Source organism: Rhizobium sp. WYJ-E13 (genome assembly GCF_018987265.1).
GTDB lineage: Bacteria > Pseudomonadota > Alphaproteobacteria > Rhizobiales > Rhizobiaceae > Rhizobium.
The window spans coordinates 435484-459600 of sequence record NZ_CP076854.1; the positions used below are offsets into that span (position 1 = coordinate 435484).

The window sequence follows — 24117 nt, forward strand, 5'->3', positions numbered from 1 at the left end:
GTCCGGTCACCTCGTATGACCGAACGCCTGTTGTTGCCGCCGCAATGGGTCGACGGTTTCCAATAGAAGGCGATTTTCCTGACGTCAACATCTCTAGAACAGGGGTATTGCGAAAGTCGATGCCTACAAGCAAATGATGGATGATCACGGTCCGGCTGTTTCGATATGTTTGAAGATTATCTCTGCTTCTTGCTGAATTGCGTTCAGCAAGAGCCAAGCCGCGATTGGTCCGGTCGACAGAAGCAAGAATCGAAAAAAGCGGCTGTGCCAGCGCAAGGCGTTTAAGCTTCTTGGGCTTCCGGAATGAGCGGCGGCACCTGGATGACGACAGGTTTATTCGCCCCGGATTCGATGAGCTCGAACACTTTCGTCAGCATGCCCGGTACATCCTGGCGCACCATCTCGATGCCGTTGCCGAGCAGGGTGACGAAAGGGTCCCAGTCGAAGCAGCCGAGGACCAGGGTGCGGTCGTCGAGGTGACCGGAGCGGCGGATCCAGCGCATGACGCCTTCGAGGGAGATCGTCGAGTTGACGAACATGCCTTTCGGCAGGGCATCGCCGCCAAGGGCACGCTCGTCCAGCGCCTTTTCGGCTTTTTCCGGCGCGTAACCACAGGCGAGGATATTCTCCTCGTGAACGGCAACGCCGAGATCCGCATGTGCCTCTCGGAATCCGCGGATACGTTCGGCCGTGTTGTGATCGCTGCCGCGGCCACCGATGAAGAGCAGAGGTTCCATCTTGCCCAGCCGCTGCTCGCTGTTTTTCAAAATACGGCGCGTCAGCTCCCGCGCGCCGGCAAAATTGTCCGAGATGACCGAGGGGGCGAGCGTCCCGGGCAGGTCGAGATTGAGGCTGCGCACACCGGCCGCCGCACACATTTCAGTGATCCGGTCGGGATCGGTCGCGCCTGTCGCGATCAGGCATTCGACCTGATAGGAGAGCATGGTGCGCGCCGCCTCGACCTCCAGCTGAGGATCGCGCCGCGTGCAGGTGATGATCGGGAAGAGGCCGCGCGCACGCGCCATGTCTTCGAAGGTTTCGACGATCGAGCCGAAATAGCGATTATCGTATTTCGGCACGATCATGCCGATGATGTGGGATTTTTCACGCCGCAGCAGGCTCGCCTGCATGTTCAGCGCATAACCCTGCTCCTCGGCGATCCGCATGATCTTTTCGGCGAGCTGAACACTGATCCTGCGCTTCTTCCAGTTGCCGTTGAGCACGGCGCTGACGGCGCTCGCCGATGTGCCGGCAAGCTCCGCCAGGTCGTAAATCGTCGTGCGCTTCGTCTGCTTCACCTGATTCAAAATGTCCCTCTCCGTTTGGGCTAACTTGACATCAAACGATAGAAGTGGCAATTCTTGCTTCATCGATTGAGCAAGCTTGCGCAATCGATGATACAAGCCGGCAGTGAAAAGTTGGCGCAGGGAGGTATTTCTAAGAAGCTGCGGAGAGACTGTGCTTTTGCAGGGCGCTTTGCTCGTCGTTTTCATGGCAGCGAAGGCGGCGGCGAGCGGGCGAACCGTGGTGACTTCCAGCAATGCCTGGGCCTGTCTTTTAATCACACCAAGGAGGAGAAAATGAATTATCGCAATTTGCTTATGGCCTCAGTGACCGTTTTCATGGGTCTTGCCGGTGCCGCCTCGGCTCAGGAAGCTGCGACCGTCGCTTTCCTGATGCCCGACCAGGCATCCACCCGCTATGAGCAGCACGACTTTCCCGGCTTCAAGGCCGAGATGGAAAAGCTGTGCCCGAAGTGCACCGTGATCTATCAGAACGCCAACGCTGATGCCTCTCTGCAGCAGCAGCAGTTCAACTCGGTGATCGCCCAGGGCGCCAAGGTCGTCGTTCTCGACCCCGTCGATTCGGCCGCTGCCGCCGGTCTCGTCGAGATCGCCCAATCCCAGGACGTGAAGGTCATCGCCTATGACCGCCCGATCCCGGACAAGCCGGCCGATTATTACGTTTCTTTCGACAATGAAGGCATCGGCTATGCGATTGCCAAGTCGCTCGTCGAGCATCTGAAGGCTTCGGGCGTTGCCGATGGCGCGGGTGTGCTCGAAATCAACGGCTCGCCGACCGATGCGGCCGCCGGCCTGATCCGCGACGGTATCCATCGCGGCCTCAAGGAATCGGCCTATAAGACGCTTGCCGAATATGACACGCCGGAATGGGCGCCGCCGAAGGCACAGGAATGGGCTGCCGGCCAGATCACCCGCTTCGGCGCCGACATCAAGGGTGTCGTCGCTGCCAATGACGGCACTGCCGGTGGTGCGATTGCCGCCTTCAAGGCCGCCGGCGTGAAGCCGGTTCCGCCGGTCACCGGCAATGATGCGACGATCGCGGCCCTTCAGCTCATTATTTCCGGCGACCAGTACAACACGATTTCGAAACCATCCGAAATCGTCGCGGCATCCGCCGCTAATGTTGCTGTGCAAATGATCAAGGGCGAAAAGCCGGAAGCCAAGACGACGCTCTACAATACGCCGTCGCAGCTCTTCATCCCCGCCGTCGTGACCGCCGAGAACATCAAGGCCGAAATCTTCGACAAGAAGATCCAGACGCCTGAGCAGATCTGCACCGGCGAATATGCCGAAGGCTGCAAGAAGCTTGGCATCACCAACTAAACGCGCTTGAGTGAGCTCCGGCCGCGCCTGTTGCGGCCGGATGCCCCCATGGCAAGAAGGACTGCCCCCATGAGCAGGGACGTGAAGGATATGCCGGAGAAGGGTCAGACGATCCTCCGGTTGAGCAATATTTCCAAGAATTTCGGCGCGGTGTCGGCGCTGACCGATATCGAGCTCGAAGTGAAAGCTGGCGAAGTCGTGGCGCTGGTCGGCGATAACGGTGCCGGCAAGTCGACGCTGATCAAGGTTCTGGCCGGCGTGCATCAACCTTCTTCAGGAATGATCGAATTTTGCGGCCAGAACGTCACGCTGGACAGTCCGGGCAGAGCGTTGGAACTCGGCATTGCCACCGTCTTCCAGGATTTGGCACTCTGCGAAAACCTTGATGTCGTGGCCAACCTCTTCCTCGGCCATGAAATCTCTCCCTGGGGCCTCGATGAGGTCGCCATGGAAGTGCGCGCCTGGACGCTGCTGAGGGAACTTGCCGCCCGCATCCCCTCGGTGCGCGAGCCGATCGCCTCGCTCTCGGGCGGCCAGCGCCAGACAGTCGCCATCGCCCGCTCGCTGCTGCTCGATCCGAAGATCATCATGCTCGACGAACCGACCGCAGCTCTCGGCGTCGCCCAGACTGCCGAAGTATTGAACCTCATCGAGCGGGTACGCGAACGCGGCCTCGGGGTCATCATCATCAGCCATAATATGGAAGACGTGCGTGCCGTTGCCGACCGCATCGTCGTGCTGCGCCTCGGGCGCAACAACGGCGTCTTCACGCCCGATTCGTCCAATCAGGAACTCGTCGCGGCCATTACCGGCGCCACCGAAAACGCGGTCTCCCGGCGGATCGAGCGCAAGACGGGCGCTGCCCACGAAACCAGCGGGAGGCCCGCATGAGCCAGAAGATGTCAGAGACTATCCGCCAGCCGGCCGCCCTCGACCGCAGTGATGAGCGCGTACGCCATGACGACAACATTATGGGCATGACCAAGGCCTTCTTCGACCGCGTACGCTCGGGCGATCTCGGCATGCTGCCGGTTTTCGTCGGCCTGATCGTCATTTCGACGGTCTTTTCGCTGCTCAATCCGGTATTTCTCGCGCCGAACAATCTCGTCAACCTGCTGTTTGATTGTGCCACCGTCGGGGTGATCTCGCTCGGCATCGTCTGCGTGCTGATGCTCGGCGAAATCGACCTCTCGGTCGGCTCTATGAGCGGGCTTTCCTCCGCCATTCTCGGCGTACTCTGGGTTAATATGGGCTGGCCGATTCCGCTCGCGATCCTGGTTGCGATTGCTGCCGGCATCGTCGTCGGCTCGCTCTATGCGGTGCTTTATAACAGGCTCGGCATGCCGAGTTTCGTCGCCACGCTTGCCGGCCTGCTCGCGCTGCTCGGCATGCAGCTCTATATCCTTGGACCGACAGGCAGCATCAATCTGCCCTATGCCTCGCCACTCGTCCGCTTCGGACAGATCCTGGTCATGCCCGACTGGCTGTCCTATCTGCTGGCCCTGTTGCCGGGTATCACCCTTGTCGTCAACGAATTGCGCAAGCGCCGCCAGCGCCAAGCTTCGAATCTCTCTTCACCACCGGTAGGTGCGCTCGCGATCAAGGCAATCCTGCTGACAGCAGCCCTCGAATTTGCCGTCTATTATCTCAATCTCGGCCGAGGCGTGCCGTGGATGTTCGGCCTCTTCGTCGCCATCGCCGTGATCCTGAATTATGCGCTGACCCGCACCAAATGGGGACGCTCGATGTTTGCCGTCGGCGGCAATCGCGAAGCGGCGCGCCGCGCCGGCATCAATGTGCGCCGCATCTATTTGAGCGCCTTCGTCCTCTGCTCGACGCTTGCCACGATCGGCGGCATTCTATCGGCCTCGCGGCTTGCCTCCTCCAGCCAGCAGGCCGGCACGGGTGACGTGAACCTCAACGCAATCGCGGCAGCGGTCATTGGCGGCACCAGCCTCTTCGGCGGCCGTGGCAGCGCCTATTCGGCCCTGCTCGGCATCATCGTCATCCAGGCGATTTCCAACGGGCTGACGCTTCTCAATCTGAGCTCGTCGCTTCGTTACATGATCACAGGCGCGGTTTTGGCGATCGCCGTCATCGTCGATTCGCTTGCCCGCCGGTCCCGCGTCAGCCACGGCCGCGCCTGATTAGACATTCTCAAGGAGTATTCGCATGACTGATCTCATGAAAGGCAAGGTTGCCGCGATCACCGGTGCTGCATCGGGTATCGGCCTGGAATGCGCCCGTACGCTTCATGCCGAAGGCGCAACTGTCGTGCTCGTCGATCGTGCCAAGGACAAGCTCGAGGCGCTTTGCAAGGAGATCGGCGAGGGTGCCCTGCCGCTTGTCGTCGATCTTCTCGACGGTCCACAGGTCTCCGGCATGCTGCCGCGCATTCTGGAATTGGCCGGCCGTCTCGATATTTTCCACGCCAATGCCGGTGCCTATATCGGCGGCCCGGTCGCTGAAGGCGATCCGGATGCCTGGGACCGGATGCTCAACCTTAACATCAATGCGGCCTTCCGCTCGGTCCATGCGGTGCTGCCGCACATGATCGCGCAGAAGTCCGGCGACATTCTCTTCACGAGTTCGATCGCTGGCGTCGTGCCCGTCGTCTGGGAGCCGATCTATACGGCGTCGAAATTTGCCGTTCAGGCTTTCGTGCACTCCACCCGCCGCCAGGTCGCCCAGCATGGCGTGCGTGTCGGCGCGGTGCTGCCGGGTCCGGTCGTCACAGCCCTGCTCGACGATTGGCCGAAGGCCAAAATGGAAGAGGCGCTTGCCAATGGCAGCTTGATGCAGCCAAAGGAGGTGGCCGATGCCGTGCTGTTCATGTTGTCGCGGCCGCGCAATGTGACGGTCCGCGATCTGGTCATCCTGCCGAACAGCGTCGACCTCTGAGGTTGACAGGTTCGGTTCCGGATTGCTCCAGAGCAATTCCAGCAAAAGTGTGTAGCGGTCTTGCGTCCGGAATTGCGTGAAAACAAAGAGAGCATTTCCGTTATCGGAAGAAAACGGAAATGCTCTAGAAACCTGATATTGCCGATTTGAAACGAGAGATCATGAGCGACACTTCACACACGTCAGGAGCGGGTGCCAAACATGTCATCGGCGTCGATGTCGGCACCGGCAGCGCCCGTGCGGGCCTGTTCGACCTCAATGGCCGGATGCTTGCCTCCGCCAAGCGGGATATCACGCTCTTTCATGAGGCCGGCTCGATCGTCGAGCAGTCGAGCACCGAGATCTGGGCGGCCGTCTGTGCTGCCGTCCGCGAGGTCGTTGCCGCAAGCGGCATCGATCCGGCATCCGTGGCGGGTCTCGGTTTTGACGCGACCTGCTCGCTTGTCGTGCTGGGCGAGGGGGGCAGGCCGCTTCCCGTTGGTCCGTCCGAAGATCCGGACCGCAACATCATCGTCTGGATGGACCATCGTGCCGTTCCTCAGGCGGAGCGTATCAACGCGCTCGGCCATGACGTACTGCGTTATGTCGGCGGCCGCATCTCGCCTGAGATGGAAACGCCGAAGATTCTGTGGCTCAAGGAAAATCGCCCACAGATCTTCGATACCACCTGGCAGTTTTTCGATCTCGCGGACTTTCTCACCTGGCGGGCGACAGGCGATCTGTCGCGCTCCACATGCACGGTCACCTGCAAATGGACCTATCTTGCCCATGAGAAGCGGTGGGATGCGTCCTATTTCCACCAGATCGGTCTCGGCGTGCTGGCCGACGAGGGCTTCGCCCGCATCGGCCAGGCGATCGTCGAGCCAGGTTCTGCAGTCGGCCAGGGCCTTACTGCAGCTGCAGCCGAGGAACTTGGCCTTACTGCGGGAACGGCGGTTGCTGCCGGCCTGATCGATGCCCATGCGGGCGGGATCGGAACCGTTGGTATTGGCGCCGGCCCACAGGCCAATCTCGGCTATGTCTTCGGCACCTCCTCCTGCACCATGACCTCGACATCAGAGCCTGCCTTCGTGCCCGGCGTCTGGGGTCCCTATTATTCGGCCATGGTGCCGGGCATGTGGTTGAACGAAGGCGGCCAGAGCGCAGCAGGTGCGGCGATCGACCACCTGCTTTCCTTCCATCCGGCTGCCGCCGAGGCGCGGGAACTGTCGAAGCGTAATGGTGTTCCCCTGCCGGTGCTGCTGGCGGATAGGGCGGCGCAAAAGGCGGGTCAGCCCTCGGATGCCGTCAAGCTTGTCGCTGGTCTGCATGTCGTTCCGGAATTCCTTGGTAATCGCGCCCCCTTTGCCGATCCGCATGCCCGTGCCGTCATCGCCGGCCTTGATATGGAAAGAGATATCGACAGCCTTGTTTCGCTTTATGTCGCCGGTCTCTGCGGCATCGGCTATGGCCTGAGGCAGATCATCGACACGCAGGCCGATGCCGGCGTGAGCGTCGAAAACATCGTCATCAGCGGCGGCGCCGGCCAGCATGATTTCGTTCGGCAGCTCCTTGCCGACGCCAGCGGCAAGCCTGTTATCGCGACAACGGCCGAGGAGCCCGTTCTGCTGGGCGCTGCTATCCTCGGCGCTGTTGCCGGCGGTCTGTTTACGGATATGCGTGCGGCGATGACGAAACTCTCGGCAGCCGAGGTAACATATCAACCGACGCAAGATGTGGTCGCCGATCTTCATGCCAAGCGCTACGAGGGCTTCAAGCAACTTCAGGCGCTGACGCGCACCTTGCGGCAATTCTGACACGGTGACTGCCGCCGGCCGCCGATGATTCACGGCCAGGCGGCAAAGGATGGCGCGACACCTTTTTCCGATTGAGCAGCGATCCTGCGACGGTAGGCGCCCGGCGGTTCGCCGGTGCGGCTTTTGAAGAACCGGTTGAAATAGCCGGGATCGCGAAAGCCGAGCCCGAAGCCGATCTGTTCGACCGATTGTTCCGATTGCCCGAGCCGCAGCTTGGCTTCGGCAATCAGTCGTCCGTGGATCAGTTCCATCGGGCTTCGCCCGGTTCCGGCGATGCAGGCCCGGTGGAGAGTGTCGTAGGTAATGCCCAAGGCGTGGGCGATATCGGTAATCGCCGGCTGCTCGCGATAGCGCAGTTCGACGATCTGCCTGAAGCGTTGCAGCGTGGTTGCGCCGGTGCCTGACGTCGTCATCGGAGCCGACGCGCCGGAGGCTCGCCACATCAGCAGCAACAGCACTGAGAAGTAGGCGCCGACAACGGCCGCCCCTCCCGGTAGATGGTGCAGCCCCTCTTCGGTTATCATCTCGAAGGCGCGGCCGATATCGCCAGCATGGTCAGCAAGTTTTTCGCTTTGAGCCACGACAACCCGCGCGATCATGTCGTGCAGTTGTACGGCAGCCGGGCTGTCGCCCACCATTCTCCAGACAAAGTCTTCGGCAGCCGACAGTATCGCCCCCTCGCTGCCGGCAGCCAGAACGAATGTTCCCGAGACCCGTCGCGGCAGCCAGAGCGCGGCGGGTGCGGGAAGCTCGATCTCCTCCTGGCCGTCGATGGACAACGTCGCCCGGCCGCGCGAGACGAAGAAGGCTTGATAGAAGGGGCGGCTGCCACTGGCGCCGAGGCTCCAGGTCTGACTGCCGAGGCCGGCGGCAATCATTGAAGCCGTGACCGAAAGCGCCGGCGTATCGAGCAGTTTTTCAGCCATGACGAACCTCAGCATTAGATCCGGTCGCGCAGTGCTATTCTTGCGCCGGAAATCATAGAAAAGTGCAACAAACTGCCAGAAAAATCCATTCAATTTCCCGGCCGATTGGTTCCTACTGAATGCTGAGGAGAGCCTGACATTCAGGCGATAGGGGCGAGGAACTTCCTATGAAAAACGTCGATCTCTTGGCGTGAACGCCGGATTCGCATGAGTCCCGGCGATTGCCGGAAACCAGCAGACATCATCGCGCCGATCCCCTTGCGAGGGCAAGCGGGCGCATATCTGAAAGGGAACGAGATGGTTGACCTGATGCTTCTCATTGGCGGCCGTGCCATGCCGGCTTCGAACGGCGCAACTTTCGAACGGTTGAACCCGATTACCGGGCAGCCGGCAACTACGGCTGCAGCGGCAACACTGGAAGATGCACATGCAGTTGCTGCGGCTGCAGCCGCAGCCTTTCCGACCTGGTCGGCGCTTGCCCCGACCGAACGCCGCAAGCGCCTTTCGAAAGCCGCCGACATCATGGATTCCCGTACCGGCGAATTCATCGCCGCCATGGCGGAGGAAACCGGCGCCACTGCCGGCTGGGCGGGCTTCAACGTTTATCTCGCCGCCAATATGCTGCGCGAAGCCGCCGCCATGTGCACCCAGATCACGGGCGAGGTCATCCCATCGGACAAGCCCGGCCTGTTGGCTATGGGCGTGCGGCAGCCGGCTGGCGTCGTTCTCGGCATAGCGCCCTGGAATGCCCCCGTCATTCTCGGCGTGCGCGCTGTCGCCCTGCCGCTCGCCTGCGGCAACACCGTCATCCTCAAGGCCTCGGAGCTTTGCCCAAAGACGCATCACCTGATCGGCGAGACATTGCAGGAGGCGGGTCTTGGCGAGGGTGTCGTCAATGTGCTCACCAATGCACCTGCCGACGCCGCGACGATCGTTGAAAAGATCATCGCCCATCCGGCGGTGCGCCGCGTCAATTTCACTGGATCGACCCGCGTCGGTCGGATTATCGCCGAGGTCTGCGCCCGCCACCTGAAGCCCGTCCTGCTGGAACTCGGCGGCAAGGCGCCCCTCGTCGTTCTCGACGACGCCGATATCGGCGAAGCTGTGAAAGCTGCCGCATTCGGTGCCTTCATGAACCAGGGCCAGATCTGCATGTCTACCGAAAGGATCGTGGTCGACGAGGCGGTGGCCGACAGCTTTGCCGATCAGTTTGCCCGCAAGGCCTCGACGCTCGTTGCCGGTGATCCGCGCCAGAGCAATTCACCGCTCGGCTCGATGATCGGCCTTGAAGCGGTCAATCGGGTCAATGGCCTGATCGAGGATGCCGTCTCCAAGGGTGCCCGCCTGCTTGCCGGTGGGCGGGCGGTCGGGACGCTCATGGATGCGACTGTGCTCGACCACGTCACGCCGTCAATGCGGATCTACAGCGAGGAAAGTTTTGGCCCGGTTGCCTGCATGGTGCGCGTGCGCGGGCTTGATGAGGCGGTCCGTGTCGCCAACGATACCGAATATGGCCTGTCCGCTGCCGTCTTTGGCCGGGACGCTGCCCGCGCGATGGAGGTCGCCCGGCGGATCGAAAGCGGCATCTGCCATGTCAACGGCCCGACAGTGCACGATGAAGCGCAGATGCCCTTTGGCGGCGTCAAGGCGTCTGGCTATGGCCGCTTCGGCGGCAAGGCCGGCATCAACGAATTCACCGATTTGCGGTGGATCACGGTGGCGTCGCAGCCCGGACATTATCCGATCTGAGGATCGGATTTTTCGGGGAGCGGCTTGGAGGGCATAACATAAGGGTTCGCCTCACAGGCGGTGGCATACGGTCACGACCTCGGTACGCGGTATGTAGCGATATTCGACAATCATATCGCTGCAATCGAGACGCCGGCGCTCGACATAGTGCGCGCGAACGATGGGCCTCGAACGGTGCTTGACGACAGGCGACCGCTCATAACCTTGAATCATGTCGGCCGACATGGCCGGGACGGTGGCAGCCGCCATCATGGCCAGGGATAAGAGCGATATCATAAAGGCGCGCATGCCGTCTTCCTCCGTTAAGAAGGAGCAGACGCGGCCTGCGCGTCCGCTCGAAAGGTTCAGTGCTTGGTCAGTTTTGCCTCTTCCGCAGCGGCGAGGAAATCTGCCCTTGCCGTTTCCATGCTGACGCGTCCTTCGACGGCGCCTTTGCAGGCATTGCTTGCCTTGACGAATTTTGCTCCCGTTCTCTGCGGCCACATGTCGTGAAGACAAATGAGTGCGTCGAATGGACCCCTGACGGATCGCGATCCCGCGTGAGCGAACTCGATTTCGATTGGTTCACTCCATTGTGTATTGGACATCTTTTTCTCCTCCTGTCCCGGGCGCCACAACGTCGCGGATGAGAAATTTGTTCCCGCCCATCGATCAGTTGGTTAACGGCGGCTATTGCTGACCCGACAGAAAGTTGCAGTCGCTTCGAATGCCATGTTTTTTGGCGGAAATCGCCAGGCGGAGGCCGCCCGCTTTCAGCGCGGTACCGTCAGGATCGTTTCTTGAACGTATGCTCCGGCGCCGGAAACCGCCTGGCGCGCACGTCTGCGGCGTAGTCTGCCGCTGCGGCAGAAACGCGTTTTCCCAGTTCGTCGTAACGTTTGACGAAGCGTGGCGTAAAATCGTTGAAGAGCCCGAGCATATCGTCGGAAACCAGGATTTGGCCGTCGCAGGCGGATGAGGCTCCGATGCCGATCGTCGGCACAGGGGTGGCCGCAGTCACTTCGCGTGCCAGGGGTTCGACCGTTCCTTCGACGACGAAGGCAAACGCCCCGGATCCGCCGATGGCATGGGCGTCGCGCCGGATTTTCGCGGCTTCGTGTTCGCTGTGGCCTACCGAACGATAGCCGCCTGCGGTATGGACCAGTTGTGGCATCAGGCCGATATGGCCAAGGACAGGAATGCCGCGCGCCGTCAGAAAGCCGATCGTCGCAACCATTTCTTCGCCGCCCTCCAGCTTGACGGCATCGCAGCCCGTTTCCTGCAGGATACGAACCGCATTGCGAAACGCGACTTCCTTCGATTCCTGATAGGTTCCGAAAGGCATGTCGACGACGACGCAGGCCTTGCTGACGCCGCGCATGACCGCCTTGCCGTGAGCGATCATCATGTCGAGCGTGACGCCGGTCGTGGTCTCCATGCCGTAGAGCACCATCCCGAGCGAGTCGCCGACCAGAAGCAGATCGCAATGGTCGTCGAGGAGGCGGGCGACCGGCGTCGTATAGGCCGTGAGGCAGACGATCGGTGCCGTTCCCTTCATCGCGGTGATGCGCGACGGGGTAAGGCGTTTCTGAAATCCGGGCGTACTCATCGCTCCGCTCCAATTCTTGTCAAGCCTTGCCCGCCGATCACTCGATTGTCCAGAAGCCGCGTCGTTCCGATCCGCACGAAGAGCACAACGACGACTGGATCCTTGATGTCGGCGACCGGCTGCAAGTTCAATGCATCCCTGACAGCAACAATCTCTGGATTGGCCAAGGGTTCCTGACCGAGAAACGCCGTCAGACGATCTTCGAGTTCCCCAGGGTCTCTGATGCCATCAGCAACCAGCCGCTCGGCCTCATCAAGCGTTTTCGGGACAATGACCGCAGCCTTTCGCTCCGCCTCGCTGAGATAGACATTGCGCGACGACAGGGCGAGGCCGTCCTTGTCCCTTATTGTCGGAACCGCGATGATTTCCACCGGCAATGCCAGGTCGGCGACCATGCGCTTGATGACAATGACCTGCTGATAGTCCTTTTCGCCGAAATAGGCCCTATGCGGCTGTACGATGTTGAACAGCTTGCAGACGACGGTCGCCACGCCGGCAAAATGCCCGGGGCGCACAGCGCCCTCCAGCTGGTTACCGATCTGAGGCACATCGACCGTCGTCAACATCGGTTGCGGATACATATCGTCGACAGAAGGTGCGAAAAGTATATTGACCCCGGCCTGCTTGAGCATCTGCGCGTCACGTTCGAGATCACGCGGATATTTGCTGAGATCTTCCGACGGCCCGAACTGCAGCGGGTTGACGAAGATCGATGCCACCAGAATGTCGTTGTGGACCCGCGCGCGCGAAACCAGTTCCATGTGGCCGGCGTGCAGGTAGCCCATGGTGGGCACAAAGCCGACAGTCCGGTCATGTCGTCGCAACGCCTCAAGTGCTGAGCGCAACTCGCTGATTTTGGAAAATATTCGCACCGCTTCCTCCACTTCGCGATCATGCAGACTGCAATTGTCGTCCCAGGTCAACGGCGCGGCTAAGCAATTGGTGTCGGTTCATCCTCTGCGCCGCGGGTAAACATAGGTCCGCTTATCGGCCATCTGTTTGGCGGCTTCAAGCGCTCTTGTGCCGGTTTGCGCCAGGTCAATGCGCGGCGCGGTCGATGCGACATCATCGTTTGAAATCGAAATTGGCCAGACAAGGTAGCGTCCAGTGCAACAGCATTTCTTCCTGCCGCTTCTCACATATCCCGACGATACATCGGAATTCATGATCGCCAATGGTGTGGCGCTCGCTCGGCACATGAAGTCGAGCCTGACTGCGTGTACCGTCGAGATCGCAATCCCGCATGTTTCTCCTGCGCTCGGCTCGCTGATCGTGGATACGGCCAAGCTGACCCAGGAGGCCGAGGCGTTGAGCCGGCAGCGCGGCTCATTTTTAGCCAGGAAGACGCTCGAAGAAGCGAAGGCTGCGTCCGTCGACATCCGGATGCGAAACATGACGGCCGGAGAACCATTCGTCGCAGACATGCTTGCGGAAGCCGCCCGCGCCTATGACCTCGTTCTGCTCGAGGCGGCTGGCCTGTATCGCCCCGTCGTCGAGGCGGTCCTGTTTGAATCAGGCCGGCCGCTGGTGCTCTATCCTCGTCAGAGCTTCGGCGGCAGAATAGACCATGTGGCTATCGCCTGGGACGGCAGCGCGGCTGCTGCGAGCGCGGTGCACAACGCTGCGCCGTTTATCGAGCATGCCTCCAAAGTCCACCTGGTTTGCGTCACCGACGAAAAGATCGTCAACGACGAGGCCGGCGACCATCTGATTGAAAACTTCCGCAGGAGCGGTGTCGCCGCAGAGATGGTCCGCGTCCACGCCGCCGATAGACCGATCGGCGATGTGTTGCAGACGCAGGCCTTCGAACTGCGGGCGGATCTTCTCGTCATGGGCGGGTTCGGCCATTCTCGGCTGCGCGAATTCGTCCTTGGCGGCGCCACGAAATCGGTGCTGACCAACGTCCTCCTGCCCGTCCTGCTATCTCACTAAGGGTACACGCATGTTCAAGGATCGCCTGCGGAGCGCCAAGCTCCGGGACCGTATCGTAGACGCCGAAGGCGCCGCCGCGCTGATACGCGACGGCATGACGGTGGGGATGAGTGGTTTCACGCGGGCGGGAGAGGCGAAGGCCGTTCCTCTGGCACTGGCCGAGCGCGCGCGTCGCGAGCCGTTGAAGATCACGCTGATGACCGGTGCCTCGCTCGGCAACAATCTCGACAAGACGCTTGCCGAGGCCCATGCAGTCGCGCGCAGGATGCCGTTTCAGTCGGACACCGTCATGCGCAAGGCGATCAACTCCGGCGAGGTCATGTTCATCGATCAGCATCTGTCGGAGACTGTCGAGTTTCTGCGCAGTGGCCAGCTTCCTCCCGTCGACATTGCAGTCGTCGAGGCGACTGCCATTACCGAGGAAGGTGGTATCGTGCCGACGACGTCGGTCGGCAATTCGGCCAGTTTCGCCATCCTGGCGCCGAAGGTAATCGTCGAGATCAACCTGTTACAGCCGGAAGCACTCGAAGGGTTGCACGACATCTACATCCCGACGAAAAGGCCGACCCGCGAAGCGATCCCGGTCGTCGCTCCCGACAGCCGGATCGGCTCGCCGTTTATCCCCATCCCTCCGGAGAAGATCGCGGCGATTGTCGTGACGCAAAGCAGTGACAGTCCTTCTGCCATTGACCCGGCTGACGCGGAGACGAGCGCGATCGCCGGACACCTTACTGAGTTTCTCATGAACGAGGTACGGCGTGGACGTCTCACGGAGAAGCTGCTGCCCCTGCAGGCTGGCATAGGGACGATCGCGAATGCGGTACTGCAAGGATTCGCGGATACACCGTTCCATGACCTTACCATGTATTCAGAGGTGCTGCAGGACTCGACATTCGATCTCATGGATGCCGGAAAACTGAACTTCGCCTCCGGGTCGTCCATGACACTGTCGACGGAGAAGCATCGTCGGGTTCTTGCCGATATCGAACGATACAAGGCCCGGCTGCTGCTGCGGCCGCAGGAGATCAGCAATCATCCCGAGGTCATCCGGCGTCTCGGCATCATCGCCATCAATACGGCACTGGAACTCGACATCTACGGCAACGTGAATTCTACCCATGTCGGTGGCACGCACATGATGAACGGCATAGGCGGATCCGGCGATTTTGCGCGCAACGCCTACATGTCGATCTTCGTCACGAAGTCGCTTGCGAAACAGGGTGCAATTTCACGCGTCGTTCCGATGGTGAGCCATGTCGACCACACCGAACATGACGTCGATATCCTCGTCACCGAGATCGGGCTTGCAGACCTGCGCGGCCTTGCCCCACGGGAGAGGGCACGCGTCATCATCGACAACTGCGTTCATCCCAAATACAGGGACGTTCTGGCGGATTACTACAGGCGCGCTGTCCTCCGCGGCGGTCATACGCCACATCTGATCGAGGAAGCGTTAGCGTGGCACGACAATCTTCGTCGCACCGGACGAATGTTGCCGGAAACGGGCGACACCTAGTACTACAGTTGCGTTTGATGCCTTGCTTTGTAGTGAGAAAGCATTGCGGATGCTTGATGCCTGCGTCGCCAGAGTGACCATGCCAAGATGAGGCGAACTCTAATCGGGGGCTGTAGCAGGAGGCGTTTGATCAGATAGCGGATCTCTGCGACGCTGGGCACGAAGGCCATGGTGTTGGTCAGGCGGCGATTGGCGGGTTTGGACTCGTTTCGTTCGGTTTGCCAGCAGCGGTGCGGCGTAGATCGGCGCCGAGTTTGGCGAGGAATGCAGCGGCTGCCATGACGAGCGTCATGTGCCGCTTCCAAGCATGCCAGGATCGCGCTTCGCAATGATCCAGGCCGAGATCGTCCTTCGCACGCTGGAAGCATTCTTCCACGGTCCAACGCAGCCCGGCAGCGCCCGCCAATTCGCTCAATTCGGTACCGGCGGGCGCAAAGACAAAGTAATAGGCGCGCGCATCGGGTTCGCGTCGGCTGCGCCGGATCAGAAGCCAGCGCTCCCATTGTGGATCCGGGCGAGAGCTGAGAGGAATACGGGCCCAATCATAAAGCCGAAGACCCTTGGCACCTTCGCCTGCTGCATGGCTCTGCCAAACCTCCGGTTTCAACTCATCAGCCATCGTTTCGGGATCGGTCTGCTCGATCCCTTGCTCACGCACAAAGCGCAGGCAATGATTGGAGCGCACTGCCAGAACATAAGGCTGGCCACGGCTTTCCAGCATCCGGCGCAGCTTGGAATCCGAACCATAAAGCGCATCCGCCAATACCCAGGCACAAGGCACGCCGGCATCCAGCGCATCGGCAATGAGCTTGGCTGCAATGGCCGGTTTGGTCGCGAAGGCTTGGGACTGGGGGACGTGAGCCGAAGCACGGCGGGCTTCATCCTCGGCCCACTCCTTCGGTAGATAAAGTTGCCGATCGATCAGGGTCTGACCGTAGCGGCTTGCATAGGCAAGGAAAACACCGATCTGACAGTTCTCGATCCGGCCGGCCGTGCCGGAATATTGTCGTGCGACACCGACTGAATGGGCGCCTTTCTTCAGGAAGCCGGTCTCATCGACCACAAGAACGCCGTCCGCGTCACCGAGAGACTCTATTGCATAAGCGCGAACCGTATCGCGCAATGCGTCAGCATCCCAATGGCTGCGCCCCAGCAGCGATTGCATCCGATAAGGGCGCTCCAGTCCTGCCTGTTCCGCCATCAGCCAGCCAGTCTTGCGCTCTACTCCCGACAACAACCCATCCAGAAAGGCACCGCACGATGCGCGCAATTCTCGGCGACCAAAGACCGAGCCCAACCGCACCTTCAAGGCATCGAGCTCACGATGCCACGCCAGAACCGACCCGGACCAACCCGCAACCGACATTGAACTTCCCTCCCGCCAAATGCGGGAAGTGAATCATGACTTCCGGTAAACCGCAACTGTAGTACTAGATCGTCGCCTCAGGCACCGTAACAGAACATTGCTGTGCAGCGTCCTACCTGTGCTTGCGAAGCCAACGAGGCTGATGCATCAGAATATTGATTTTAGACATCAATAGGCACATCATAAGTGTCAATTGTCAGAGTCTGTGCAAGATAAGCGATGTTTCAATCGTGATCACTGCAGCTCAGATGCGGGCCGCCCGGGCTCTTCTTGGTATCGACCAGCGCCAGCTGGCCGAACTTGCGGGAATTTCTGTTCCGACAATTCAGCGCATGGAGGCGAGCCTTGATGTGGTGCGGGGCAATGTCGACTCCCTGATGCGTCTGCTGGCTGCGTTGGAAAGCGCCGGTGTCGAGGTAATCAACGAGGGGGCCGTCAGCACGAATGGTGGGCGGGGCGTAAGGCTGAGGGCGAAACTCAAGCCATCGGAGAGCGGAGCGGCGGAACCATCGAGATCCTTTCCAGCGGCGAGGGATGAAACATGACATCGGTTTCCGTCCTGTTGTCATGTGTGGCCGCGCTGCTTGGAACGGCTGTGCTCGCGGTGCCGATCGGCCGGTCGGCTTCGTCCACATTTGTCGTCTACGGCGCAAGCCTGGTTTTCTGCGCTGTCGCTTTCGTTTTTACGCTCGCCTATCTTGCCTCGGCTCTCCCGGCGGCCGAGGCGCCGACGATTGTCCTTCCTTTAGGTCTGCCATGGCTTGGGAGCCATTTCCGGATCGATGCGCTTGCGGCCTTCTTCTTGATGGTCGTCAATCTCGGTGGTGTGCTTTCGGCTCTCTACGCCCTTGGGTACGGCCGTCACGAACACGCGCCTGGTCGCGTGCTGCCGTTCTTTCCGGCCTTTCTTGCCGGTATGAACCTGGTGGTTCTGGCTGATGATGCCTTTACCTTCCTCATTTCCTGGGAGTTCATGTCGCTTGCTTCCTGGGCGCTGGTGATGGCCCACCATCGCGATGCCGATAATCGGAAGGCCGGCTACGTCTATATCGTCATGGCAAGCTTCGGCACGCTTGCCCTGCTGCTCGCTTTCGGCCTGCTTGCAGGATCTGCCGGCGATTATGGCTTCGCAGCCATACGGGGATCCGCGCATACGCCGTTTACGGTCGGCCTTGTACTTATCCTGCTGCTGCTCGGCGCCGGTTCCAAGGCTGGTCTCGTGCCGTTGCATGCCTGGTTGCCGCTGGCCCATCCCGCAGCCCCAAGCCATGTCTCCGCCTTGATGAGCGGCGTCATGACCAAGGTCGCGGTCTATGGTTTCATCCGGGTGGTCTTCGACCTGCTCGGCATGCCGACCTGGTGGTCGGGTATCGTCGTGCTGATCATCGGCAGCGGGAGCGCCGTGCTCGGCATCCTGCAGGCGCTGATGGAGAGCGACATGAAGCGGTTGCTCGCCTACAGCACCATCGAAAATATCGGGATGATCTTCGTCAGCCTCGGGCTGGCGCTTGCCTTCAAGGCGAATGGTATGGGGCTGGCGGCAGCATTGGCACTGACTGCCGCGCTGTTCCATGTCCTCAACCATTCCTTTTTCAAGAGCCTGCTCTTCTTCGGCGCCGGCGCGGTGCTGACGGCGACGGGCGAAAGGAACATGGACAAGCTCGGTGGCCTCATCCATCGCATGCCGGTCACCAGCGTCGTCTTCCTCGTCGGCTGCGTCGCGATCTCGGCCTTGCCGCCATTCAACGGCTTCGTTTCCGAGTGGCTGGCGTTCCAGGCCATCCTGCAAAGCCCCGCCGTACCACAATGGGGCTTGAAGATTTTGGTGCCGGCGGTGGGCGGAATGCTAGCCTTATCAGCAGCGCTCGCGGCAGCCTGTTTCGTCAAGGCATTCGGCGTGACCTTTCTCGGTCGCCCTCGTACCGCTGTGGCCGAGCAGGCGGTGGAGGTCGATCGCTTCTCGCTCACGGCGATGTCCGTACTCGCCACCCTGTGTCTTCTGGCAGGCATCCTGCCGGGGATCGTCATCGACGGGCTTGCACCTGTGACATTGTCGCTGATCGGAGACCGGATGCCCGTACAGACGGATATTCCGTGGTTGTCGATCGTGCCGGTCGTGGAAAGCCGCAGCTCCTATAATGGTCTTCTGGTCTTCCTGTTCACGCTGTTCTCGGCGTCGCTGACAGCCTATCTCATACACCGCTTCGCCTCGCGGGGGCTGCGCCGGGCACCTGCATGGGATTGCGGCTTTCCGGAGACCAGCCCGTCAACGCAGTATACCGCAAGCAGTTTCGCCCAGCCCGTACGGCGGGTTTTCGGAACGCTGGTTTTTCGAGCCCGTGAGAAGGTAGACATGCCGGCGCCCGGTGATCTCCGTCCGGCGCGTTTTGCCGTCGAGACCCATGATCTCATCTGGGAGGGGCTCTATCTGCCGATCATCGGCGCCGTCGGCTTTGCTGCCGAAAAGCTCAACCATCTGCAATTCCTGACGATCCGTCGCTATCTGAGCCTGGTTTTCCTGGCGCTCGTTTTCCTGTTGCTGATGCTGGCGCTATGGTCGTGATCTCCACTCTTCTCATCCAGATCTTCCAGATGGCGCTCGTCGTGGCGCTTGCGCCGCTGCTGACCGGTTTCATCCGTCTGATCAAGGCGCGATTGCTGCGCCGGCGCGGGCCATCCGTCATCCAGCCGTATCGCGACATCCTGCGGCTCCTGCGCAAGGATGTGGTGCTTGCCGAGAACGCGTCATGGCTGTTCAGGGTAACGCCCTATCTGATCTTCGCCGTCACCTGGGTCGCAGCCGCCATCATCCCGACGTTTGCGACCGGCCTCATCTTCAGCTGGACGGCGGATCTGATCGCCATCATCGCGATGCTCGGCAGTGCGCGTTTCTTTCTGGCGCTCGCCGGTATGGACGTCGGCACCAGCTTCGGCGGTATCGGTTCGAGCCGAGAAGCGATGATTGCAACGCTGGCGGAGCCATCGATGCTGCTGATCATCTTCACGCTTGCCCTGATCGCAGGCTCGACCCAGCTTTCGACCATCGCCGCCTTCATGACCTCCCCGCAGGTGGGCCTGCGCGTCTCACTGGCGATCGCCCTGATCGCCCTCGTGATGGTCGCGATTGCCGAAAACGCCCGTATTCCGGTCGATAATCCGGCTACCCATTTGGAGTTGACCATGGTGCACGAAGCCATGGTGCTCGAATATTCCGGACGGCACCTCGCGATGATCGAGCTGGCTGCGTCCCTGAAGCTCCTGCTCTATATGACCCTGATCGCCTGCATGTTCGTGCCGTGGAAACTCGCCGTGGTGGGAGAGGGGCCCGTTGCCTATCTGGTGGGCATAGTTGCCTATCTCGCTAAGCTTGCGGTCGGCGGCGCTCTCCTTGCCCTGTTCGAGACCGCGACCGCCAAGATGCGGGTCTTCCGGGTGCCCGAATTCCTGGGCGCAGCACTCATGCTCGGCCTGCTCGCAACCCTCTTGCGGTTTGTTTCGAGGAGCCTGTGATGAACGGTCCGGTCTTCGACATTGCCCATATGCTCGCCGGCGGTCTGGTCCTAGTCAGCATGATGATGCTCTATCAGGACCGTCTTTACGCACTGCTCAACGTCTTTGCGCTGCACTCGTTGATATTGACCCTGTCGGTGGCCTGGCAGGCTTTCGTCCAGGATGCCCCGCATCTCTATGTCACGGCGGCGATCGCTCTCGTGTTCAAGGCCATCGTCATCCCCGTGGTGCTCCATCGCATGATCCGCCAGCTTGGCATCCATCGCGAGATAGAGACCGTTGTCGGCATCGGCCCCACGATGCTTGCCGGCATCGGCCTTGTCGCTTTGGCGACGGTGGTGATGCTTCGGGTGACGCCGGAGGCTGATCCATTGGCACGGGAGGACCTCGCCTTCGCATTGTCGGTCCTGCTGTTGGGGCTCTTGATCATGGTCACGCGCCGCAACGCGGTGAGCCAGGTCGTGGGCTTCATGTCGCTCGAGAATGGGTTGGTGCTTGCTGCGACCGGCGCCAAGGGCATGCCGCTGGTCGTCGAGATCAGTGTCGCCTTCTCGATCCTGATCGCCTTTATCGTGATCGGCGTCTTTCTGTTTCGCATTCGTGAACGCTTCGATACGGTCGATGTCCGCGCGCTTGATGATTTCAAGGGGAGACGGCGGAAATGAACGCGTTCTCCTCCGTCCTGGCCTTCGACACGTTGACCGCCGTCCTTGTGATACCGATCGCTGCGGCCGCGCTCCTGGCGCTCTTGCCCGGCTATCGGATGACGGCCCGGCTGAATGTGCTCGCAAGCCTGCTGACCTTGCTTGCCGCTCTTTCCCTGTTCGTGACCGTGCGGCCGGTGCCGGGACAATATCTGCTTGTCGACGATCTCAATATCGTCTTCATCGTCCTCAACAGCTTCGTGGGCTTTACCACCAGCATATTCAGTGCCAGCTACATCGCGCATGAATTGGAGATCGGCCGGCTGACGCCGGCAAACCTTCGTTTCTATCATGCCATGTATCAGATCATGATGTTCGGCATGAATCTCGCATTCGTGTCGAACAATATCGGGCTGATGTGGGTTGCTGTCGAGCTTGCGACGCTCACCACGGTATTGATGGTTGGCATCTACCGTACGCATGAAGCGCTGGAAGCAGCCTGGAAATACTTCATTCTGGGAAGCGTCGGCATCGCGTTTGCGCTCTTTGGCACCATCCTCATCTACCTGGCGGCGCAGCCGGTCGTTGGTGAAGGCTATGATGCGATGGTCTGGACGATTTTGATCGATCACGCCTCCGCCTTCGATCCGGCGCTTCTCAATGTCGCTTTCGTCTTTCTGCTGCTTGGCTATGGCACCAAGGTCGGTCTCGCGCCCCTACATGCCTGGCTGCCGGACGCGCATGCCGAGGGGCCGACACCGATCTCGGCGGTTTTGTCCGGCTTGCTCCTGAATGTCGCGCTCTATGCGGTCCTGCGCTTCAAGATGCTGCTGTCGGCCAATCCCGAGGCTCTCGCGCCTGGACCGCTGATGATGACGATGGGGCTGGCCTCGCTGATCTTCGCGGCCTTCATGCTCTACCGCCGCCGCGATATCAAACGCCTGTTCGCCTATTCTTCGATCGAGCATATGGGCATCATCGTCTTTGCCTTCGGCCTCGGAGGACCGATCGCCAATTTCGCCGGTCTCTTGCATATGGTCATGCATTCGCTGACAAAATCGGCGATCTTCTTCGCCGTCGGCCATATTGCTCAGGTCAAGGGAACGCAAAGGCTCTCCGCTATCCGCGGCTTGACGGAAACGCATCCGCGGCTCGGCTGGGGTCTGCTGATCGGCGTCATCGCTATCGCTGGCCTGCCTCCGGCGGGAATATTCATGAGCGAGTTCCTGATCGTCAGTTCGGCTTTTGCCAGGCAGCCGCTGCTTGCCATTCCACTCGTCTTCGGGCTGCTAGTCGCTTTCGGCGCATTGCTGTTGCGTCTGACGGGCGCGGTGTTCGGGAAGCCGCGGGGCAGCATGGCTCCTGTCCAAGCATCCTATGTGCCGATGTATGCTCATCTCGTGCTGGTGCTTATCGCCGGGGTCTATCTGCCGTCAGAGCTGGTGGCGTGGTTCCAGCATATTGCCAGCCTTCTTCGATGATGAGGGGGAGATGTCGACGCTCAGTGATATCCTCGAGAAAGGCCGTTCCGTTCCGCACCATGTTCCGTGGCCGCGTGCTGTCGCCGATGCGGATCTATGGGCATCGGCGACACGGGCGCTGTCCGAAGGACGTCTGATCCTGCTCGGCCTCTGGGGCGAGGAAAGCTCGGTTCATATGGCCTTGCTCGATGAGACGGTCAGCGCGATCGGCGTCCTCAGCCTGGAAGGGCTGGAGGGCTCCGGCTATCCTTCCGTCGCGCGATTGCATCGACCGGCATTGCGGCCGGAGCGGGCAATCCGTGACCTGACCGGCCTCAAGCCGCAGGGTTTGCCGGACAGCCGGCCGTGGCTCGATCACGGCCGGTGGGATCGGCGCTACCCGCTTGGAGAGCGCGAAGTCGTGTTGCCGGAGGTCAGTCCCTACGCTTTTTTGCGGGCCGAAGGCGAGGGCCTGCACCTGATTCCGGTCGGCCCGGTGCATGCCGGCATCATCGAGCCGGGACATTTCCGCTTTACAGCCAACGGCGAGACGGTTGTCCGCCTCGAGGAACGGCTCGGCTATGTCCACAAGGGGATCGAGGCGTTGATGGCAGGCGCGGATCCGATCCGCGCAGCGAAGCTCGCCGGAAGAGTGTCCGGCGACAGCACGGTCGCCTACGCCTATGCCTTTTCGCAGGCTGTTGAGGCCGCACTCGGGCTCGACATTCCGCTCCGGGCGAGCTGGCTGCGCGCTCTGATGGCGGAATTGGAACGGCTCGCCAACCATCTTGGCGATATCGGCGCCATATGCAACGACGCAGCGTTTCCATTGATGCTGGCGCATTGCGGGATGCTGCGCGAGCGTGTGTTGCGCGCAGCCGATGCCGCCTTCGGTCATCGCCTCATGCGCGACCGCATCGTGCCCGGCGGTATCACCAGCGATCTGAATGGCGACGGAGCAGCCGTCTTGCGAGATCTGCTTGCAGACATTCGCCGTCGATTTCCGGCCCTGGTCGAGCTCTACGACAACACCACCTCGCTGCAGGACAGGACGGTCGGCACAGGCAGGCTGCGCCCCGAGCTCGCACGCGAATACGGTGCGGGCGGTTATGTCGGGCGGGCCTCCGGACGCGGTTTTGACGCCCGGCAGGCCACTCGCTACCCGCCTTATGATAGTCTAGCCTTCGATGTTCCTGTGCTGAACGACGGTGATGTCAACGCACGAGTCTGGATCCGTATTCGCGAGGTCGAACGAAGCCTGTCGCTCATCGAGCAGATCCTCGACCGGCTTCCGGTGGGACCGATCCTCGAGGCGATCCCTTCCGTCGGTGAACGTCGGGAAGGTATGGCGCTCATCGAGGGTTTTCGGGGGGACATACTCGTCTGGCTGCGGCTTGCACCCGAGGGCAGGATCGAACGCTGCCATCTGCGCGATCCATCCTGGTTTCAGTGGCCGCTGCTGGAGGCGGCGGTCGAAGGCAATATCGTTGCGGACTTCCCGCTCTGCAACAAGTCGTTCAATTGTTCCTACTCCGGTCATGATCTCTAAAGGCAGGGTGGCATGCGAAAACTCCTCCTCGAAAGTCTCATCCGGCGGCCGCTGACGGAGCCAAGACCGCCGGTTTCCGACGCCGCGATGGCAGAGCTCGCCACCGCCATTGAAAGGAGTGCACGCCGAAGCCTTGGACGCAGCCTGTCGATCCGCGCCATCGATGCCGGGTCCTGCAATGGCTGCGAGCTGGAAATGCATGCCCTGAGCAATGTCTTCTACGATATCGAGCGCTTCGGTCTTCGTTTCGTCGCCTCGCCACGGCATGCCGACGTGCTGCTGGTTACCGGCCCCGTGACCAGGAACATGGCGCAGGCGCTCGAACGGACCTACATTGCCACGCCCGATCCCAAATGGGTCGTTGCCCTCGGCGACTGCGGCCGTGATGGAGGGTGTTTTGGGGGCAGCTATGCCGTCCTCGGCGGGGTTTCAAAGATCGTGCCCGTCGATCTGCATATTCCAGGATGTCCCCCATCGCCGATGGATATCCTCAAGGGTCTGCTTGCGCTGCTTGACGGTGTGAACGGGGAGGGCCGCGTTTCGTGACGGGCAG

At 60.9% G+C, this 24117-nt stretch carries 22 protein-coding genes; 15 read left to right on the forward strand and 7 right to left on the reverse strand.

Features of this window, described 5'->3' with window-relative positions; translation table 11 throughout:
- Positions 1 to 281 precede the first annotated feature (281 nt).
- Complete coding sequence (locus KQ933_RS23580) at positions 282 to 1307, reverse strand: LacI family DNA-binding transcriptional regulator (RefSeq protein ID WP_216760246.1); 1026 nt, start codon at positions 1305 to 1307, stop codon at positions 282 to 284.
- 273 nt (positions 1308 to 1580) lie between these two features.
- On the opposite strand from KQ933_RS23580, the gene KQ933_RS23585 reads away from it, so the two are divergent.
- From KQ933_RS23585 to KQ933_RS23605, 5 genes are all read left to right on the forward strand, one after another.
- Positions 1581 to 2627 carry a sugar ABC transporter substrate-binding protein gene (locus tag KQ933_RS23585; protein ID WP_216760247.1) on the forward strand — a complete coding sequence of 349 codons (1047 nt, stop codon included), beginning with the start codon at positions 1581 to 1583 and terminating at the stop codon, positions 2625 to 2627.
- A 90-nt stretch (positions 2628 to 2717) separates the two neighbouring features.
- Positions 2718 to 3518 (forward strand): ATP-binding cassette domain-containing protein, encoded by an 801-nt coding sequence (locus KQ933_RS23590; protein ID WP_216760789.1) that lies wholly within the window; start codon positions 2718 to 2720, stop codon positions 3516 to 3518.
- Positions 3515 to 4774, forward strand: a complete 1260-nt coding sequence (locus KQ933_RS23595) for a sugar ABC transporter permease (RefSeq protein ID WP_216760248.1) — start codon at positions 3515 to 3517, stop codon at positions 4772 to 4774. The genes KQ933_RS23590 and KQ933_RS23595 overlap by 4 nt, the downstream gene beginning before the upstream one ends.
- 25 nt (positions 4775 to 4799) lie before the next feature.
- Positions 4800 to 5528, forward strand: a complete 729-nt coding sequence (locus tag KQ933_RS23600) for an SDR family oxidoreductase (protein ID WP_216760249.1) — start codon at positions 4800 to 4802, stop codon at positions 5526 to 5528.
- A gap of 161 nt (positions 5529 to 5689) precedes the next feature.
- Positions 5690 to 7324, forward strand: a complete 1635-nt coding sequence (locus tag KQ933_RS23605; protein WP_216760250.1) for an FGGY-family carbohydrate kinase — start codon at positions 5690 to 5692, stop codon at positions 7322 to 7324.
- A 29-nt stretch (positions 7325 to 7353) separates the two neighbouring features.
- Here the strand turns inward: KQ933_RS23605 and KQ933_RS23610 are convergent, their stop codons facing one another.
- A complete protein-coding gene (locus tag KQ933_RS23610; protein ID WP_216760251.1) occupies positions 7354 to 8250 on the reverse strand; it encodes an AraC family transcriptional regulator in 897 nt (298 codons plus the stop codon).
- Between the two features lie 297 nt (positions 8251 to 8547).
- On the opposite strand from KQ933_RS23610, the gene KQ933_RS23615 reads away from it, so the two are divergent.
- The gene (locus tag KQ933_RS23615) at positions 8548 to 9999 is read left to right on the forward strand and encodes an aldehyde dehydrogenase (RefSeq protein WP_216760252.1); all 1452 of its coding nucleotides are present in this window, start codon (positions 8548 to 8550) and stop codon (positions 9997 to 9999) included.
- A 51-nt stretch (positions 10000 to 10050) separates the two neighbouring features.
- Here the strand turns inward: KQ933_RS23615 and KQ933_RS23620 are convergent, their stop codons facing one another.
- From KQ933_RS23620 to panC, 4 genes are all read right to left on the reverse strand, one after another.
- Positions 10051 to 10287 (reverse strand): hypothetical protein, encoded by a 237-nt coding sequence (locus KQ933_RS23620; protein ID WP_216760253.1) that lies wholly within the window; start codon positions 10285 to 10287, stop codon positions 10051 to 10053.
- A gap of 56 nt (positions 10288 to 10343) precedes the next feature.
- Positions 10344 to 10586 carry a DUF982 domain-containing protein gene (locus KQ933_RS23625; protein ID WP_216760254.1) on the reverse strand — a complete coding sequence of 81 codons (243 nt, stop codon included), beginning with the start codon at positions 10584 to 10586 and terminating at the stop codon, positions 10344 to 10346.
- A gap of 179 nt (positions 10587 to 10765) precedes the next feature.
- On the reverse strand, positions 10766 to 11587 hold the full coding sequence (gene panB, locus KQ933_RS23630; RefSeq protein WP_216760255.1) for a 3-methyl-2-oxobutanoate hydroxymethyltransferase: 822 nt from the start codon (positions 11585 to 11587) through the stop codon (positions 10766 to 10768).
- Positions 11584 to 12459 carry a pantoate--beta-alanine ligase gene (gene panC, locus KQ933_RS23635; RefSeq protein WP_216760256.1) on the reverse strand — a complete coding sequence of 292 codons (876 nt, stop codon included), beginning with the start codon at positions 12457 to 12459 and terminating at the stop codon, positions 11584 to 11586. Before panC ends, panB begins: the two co-directional genes overlap by 4 nt.
- 235 nt (positions 12460 to 12694) lie before the next feature.
- On the opposite strand from panC, the gene KQ933_RS23640 reads away from it, so the two are divergent.
- Together KQ933_RS23640 and KQ933_RS23645 are read left to right on the forward strand one after the other, a co-directional pair.
- Positions 12695 to 13519: a universal stress protein gene (locus KQ933_RS23640; protein ID WP_216760257.1), complete on the forward strand. Its 825-nt coding sequence runs from the start codon at positions 12695 to 12697 to the stop codon at positions 13517 to 13519.
- A 10-nt stretch (positions 13520 to 13529) separates the two neighbouring features.
- Positions 13530 to 15035 (forward strand): acetyl-CoA hydrolase/transferase family protein, encoded by a 1506-nt coding sequence (locus KQ933_RS23645; protein ID WP_216760258.1) that lies wholly within the window; start codon positions 13530 to 13532, stop codon positions 15033 to 15035.
- 178 nt (positions 15036 to 15213) lie between these two features.
- Here KQ933_RS23645 and KQ933_RS23650 read toward each other — a convergent pair whose 3' ends face one another.
- Positions 15214 to 16401 carry an IS701 family transposase gene (locus KQ933_RS23650; protein ID WP_216755744.1) on the reverse strand — a complete coding sequence of 396 codons (1188 nt, stop codon included), beginning with the start codon at positions 16399 to 16401 and terminating at the stop codon, positions 15214 to 15216.
- Between the two features lie 230 nt (positions 16402 to 16631).
- On the opposite strand from KQ933_RS23650, the gene KQ933_RS23655 reads away from it, so the two are divergent.
- Genes KQ933_RS23655 through KQ933_RS23685 form a run of 7 tightly spaced genes read left to right on the forward strand, consistent with a single transcriptional unit; the run spans position 16632 to position 24110 of the window.
- A complete protein-coding gene (locus KQ933_RS23655; protein ID WP_253958404.1) occupies positions 16632 to 16946 on the forward strand; it encodes a helix-turn-helix transcriptional regulator in 315 nt (104 codons plus the stop codon).
- Positions 16943 to 18964 carry a hydrogenase 4 subunit B gene (hyfB, locus tag KQ933_RS23660; RefSeq protein WP_216760259.1) on the forward strand — a complete coding sequence of 674 codons (2022 nt, stop codon included), beginning with the start codon at positions 16943 to 16945 and terminating at the stop codon, positions 18962 to 18964. The genes KQ933_RS23655 and hyfB overlap by 4 nt, the downstream gene beginning before the upstream one ends.
- Positions 18955 to 19911 carry a respiratory chain complex I subunit 1 family protein gene (locus KQ933_RS23665; protein WP_216760260.1) on the forward strand — a complete coding sequence of 319 codons (957 nt, stop codon included), beginning with the start codon at positions 18955 to 18957 and terminating at the stop codon, positions 19909 to 19911. Before hyfB ends, KQ933_RS23665 begins: the two co-directional genes overlap by 10 nt.
- The gene (locus tag KQ933_RS23670; protein WP_183799952.1) at positions 19911 to 20576 is read left to right on the forward strand and encodes a hydrogenase-4 component E; all 666 of its coding nucleotides are present in this window, start codon (positions 19911 to 19913) and stop codon (positions 20574 to 20576) included. The genes KQ933_RS23665 and KQ933_RS23670 overlap by 1 nt, the downstream gene beginning before the upstream one ends.
- Positions 20573 to 22036 carry a hydrogenase 4 subunit F gene (locus KQ933_RS23675; RefSeq protein WP_216760261.1) on the forward strand — a complete coding sequence of 488 codons (1464 nt, stop codon included), beginning with the start codon at positions 20573 to 20575 and terminating at the stop codon, positions 22034 to 22036. The genes KQ933_RS23670 and KQ933_RS23675 overlap by 4 nt, the downstream gene beginning before the upstream one ends.
- 10 nt (positions 22037 to 22046) lie before the next feature.
- The gene (locus tag KQ933_RS23680; RefSeq protein WP_216760262.1) at positions 22047 to 23564 is read left to right on the forward strand and encodes a nickel-dependent hydrogenase large subunit; all 1518 of its coding nucleotides are present in this window, start codon (positions 22047 to 22049) and stop codon (positions 23562 to 23564) included.
- A 12-nt stretch (positions 23565 to 23576) separates the two neighbouring features.
- Positions 23577 to 24110, forward strand: a complete 534-nt coding sequence (locus KQ933_RS23685; RefSeq protein ID WP_216760263.1) for an NADH-quinone oxidoreductase subunit B family protein — start codon at positions 23577 to 23579, stop codon at positions 24108 to 24110.
- The last annotated feature ends 7 nt before the right edge of the window (positions 24111 to 24117 follow it).

Coding starts and splice junctions, on each gene's coding strand:
- KQ933_RS23585 (WP_216760247.1), top strand. CDS start 1,581: ATGAATTATCGCAATTTGCTTATGGCCTCAGTGACCGTTTTCATGGGT.
- KQ933_RS23590 (WP_216760789.1), top strand. CDS start 2,718: ATGCCGGAGAAGGGTCAGACGATCCTCCGGTTGAGCAATATTTCCAAG.
- KQ933_RS23595 (WP_216760248.1), top strand. CDS start 3,515: ATGAGCCAGAAGATGTCAGAGACTATCCGCCAGCCGGCCGCCCTCGAC.
- KQ933_RS23600 (WP_216760249.1), top strand. CDS start 4,800: ATGACTGATCTCATGAAAGGCAAGGTTGCCGCGATCACCGGTGCTGCA.
- KQ933_RS23605 (WP_216760250.1), top strand. CDS start 5,690: ATGAGCGACACTTCACACACGTCAGGAGCGGGTGCCAAACATGTCATC.
- KQ933_RS23610 (WP_216760251.1), bottom strand. CDS start 8,250: ATGGCTGAAAAACTGCTCGATACGCCGGCGCTTTCGGTCACGGCTTCA.
- KQ933_RS23615 (WP_216760252.1), top strand. CDS start 8,548: ATGGTTGACCTGATGCTTCTCATTGGCGGCCGTGCCATGCCGGCTTCG.
- KQ933_RS23620 (WP_216760253.1), bottom strand. CDS start 10,287: ATGCGCGCCTTTATGATATCGCTCTTATCCCTGGCCATGATGGCGGCT.
- KQ933_RS23625 (WP_216760254.1), bottom strand. CDS start 10,586: ATGTCCAATACACAATGGAGTGAACCAATCGAAATCGAGTTCGCTCAC.
- panB (WP_216760255.1), bottom strand. CDS start 11,587: ATGAGTACGCCCGGATTTCAGAAACGCCTTACCCCGTCGCGCATCACC.
- KQ933_RS23645 (WP_216760258.1), top strand. CDS start 13,530: ATGTTCAAGGATCGCCTGCGGAGCGCCAAGCTCCGGGACCGTATCGTA.
- KQ933_RS23650 (WP_216755744.1), bottom strand. CDS start 16,401: ATGTCGGTTGCGGGTTGGTCCGGGTCGGTTCTGGCGTGGCATCGTGAG.
- hyfB (WP_216760259.1), top strand. CDS start 16,943: ATGACATCGGTTTCCGTCCTGTTGTCATGTGTGGCCGCGCTGCTTGGA.
- KQ933_RS23665 (WP_216760260.1), top strand. CDS start 18,955: ATGGTCGTGATCTCCACTCTTCTCATCCAGATCTTCCAGATGGCGCTC.
- KQ933_RS23670 (WP_183799952.1), top strand. CDS start 19,911: ATGAACGGTCCGGTCTTCGACATTGCCCATATGCTCGCCGGCGGTCTG.
- KQ933_RS23675 (WP_216760261.1), top strand. CDS start 20,573: ATGAACGCGTTCTCCTCCGTCCTGGCCTTCGACACGTTGACCGCCGTC.
- KQ933_RS23680 (WP_216760262.1), top strand. CDS start 22,047: ATGTCGACGCTCAGTGATATCCTCGAGAAAGGCCGTTCCGTTCCGCAC.
- KQ933_RS23685 (WP_216760263.1), top strand. CDS start 23,577: ATGCGAAAACTCCTCCTCGAAAGTCTCATCCGGCGGCCGCTGACGGAG.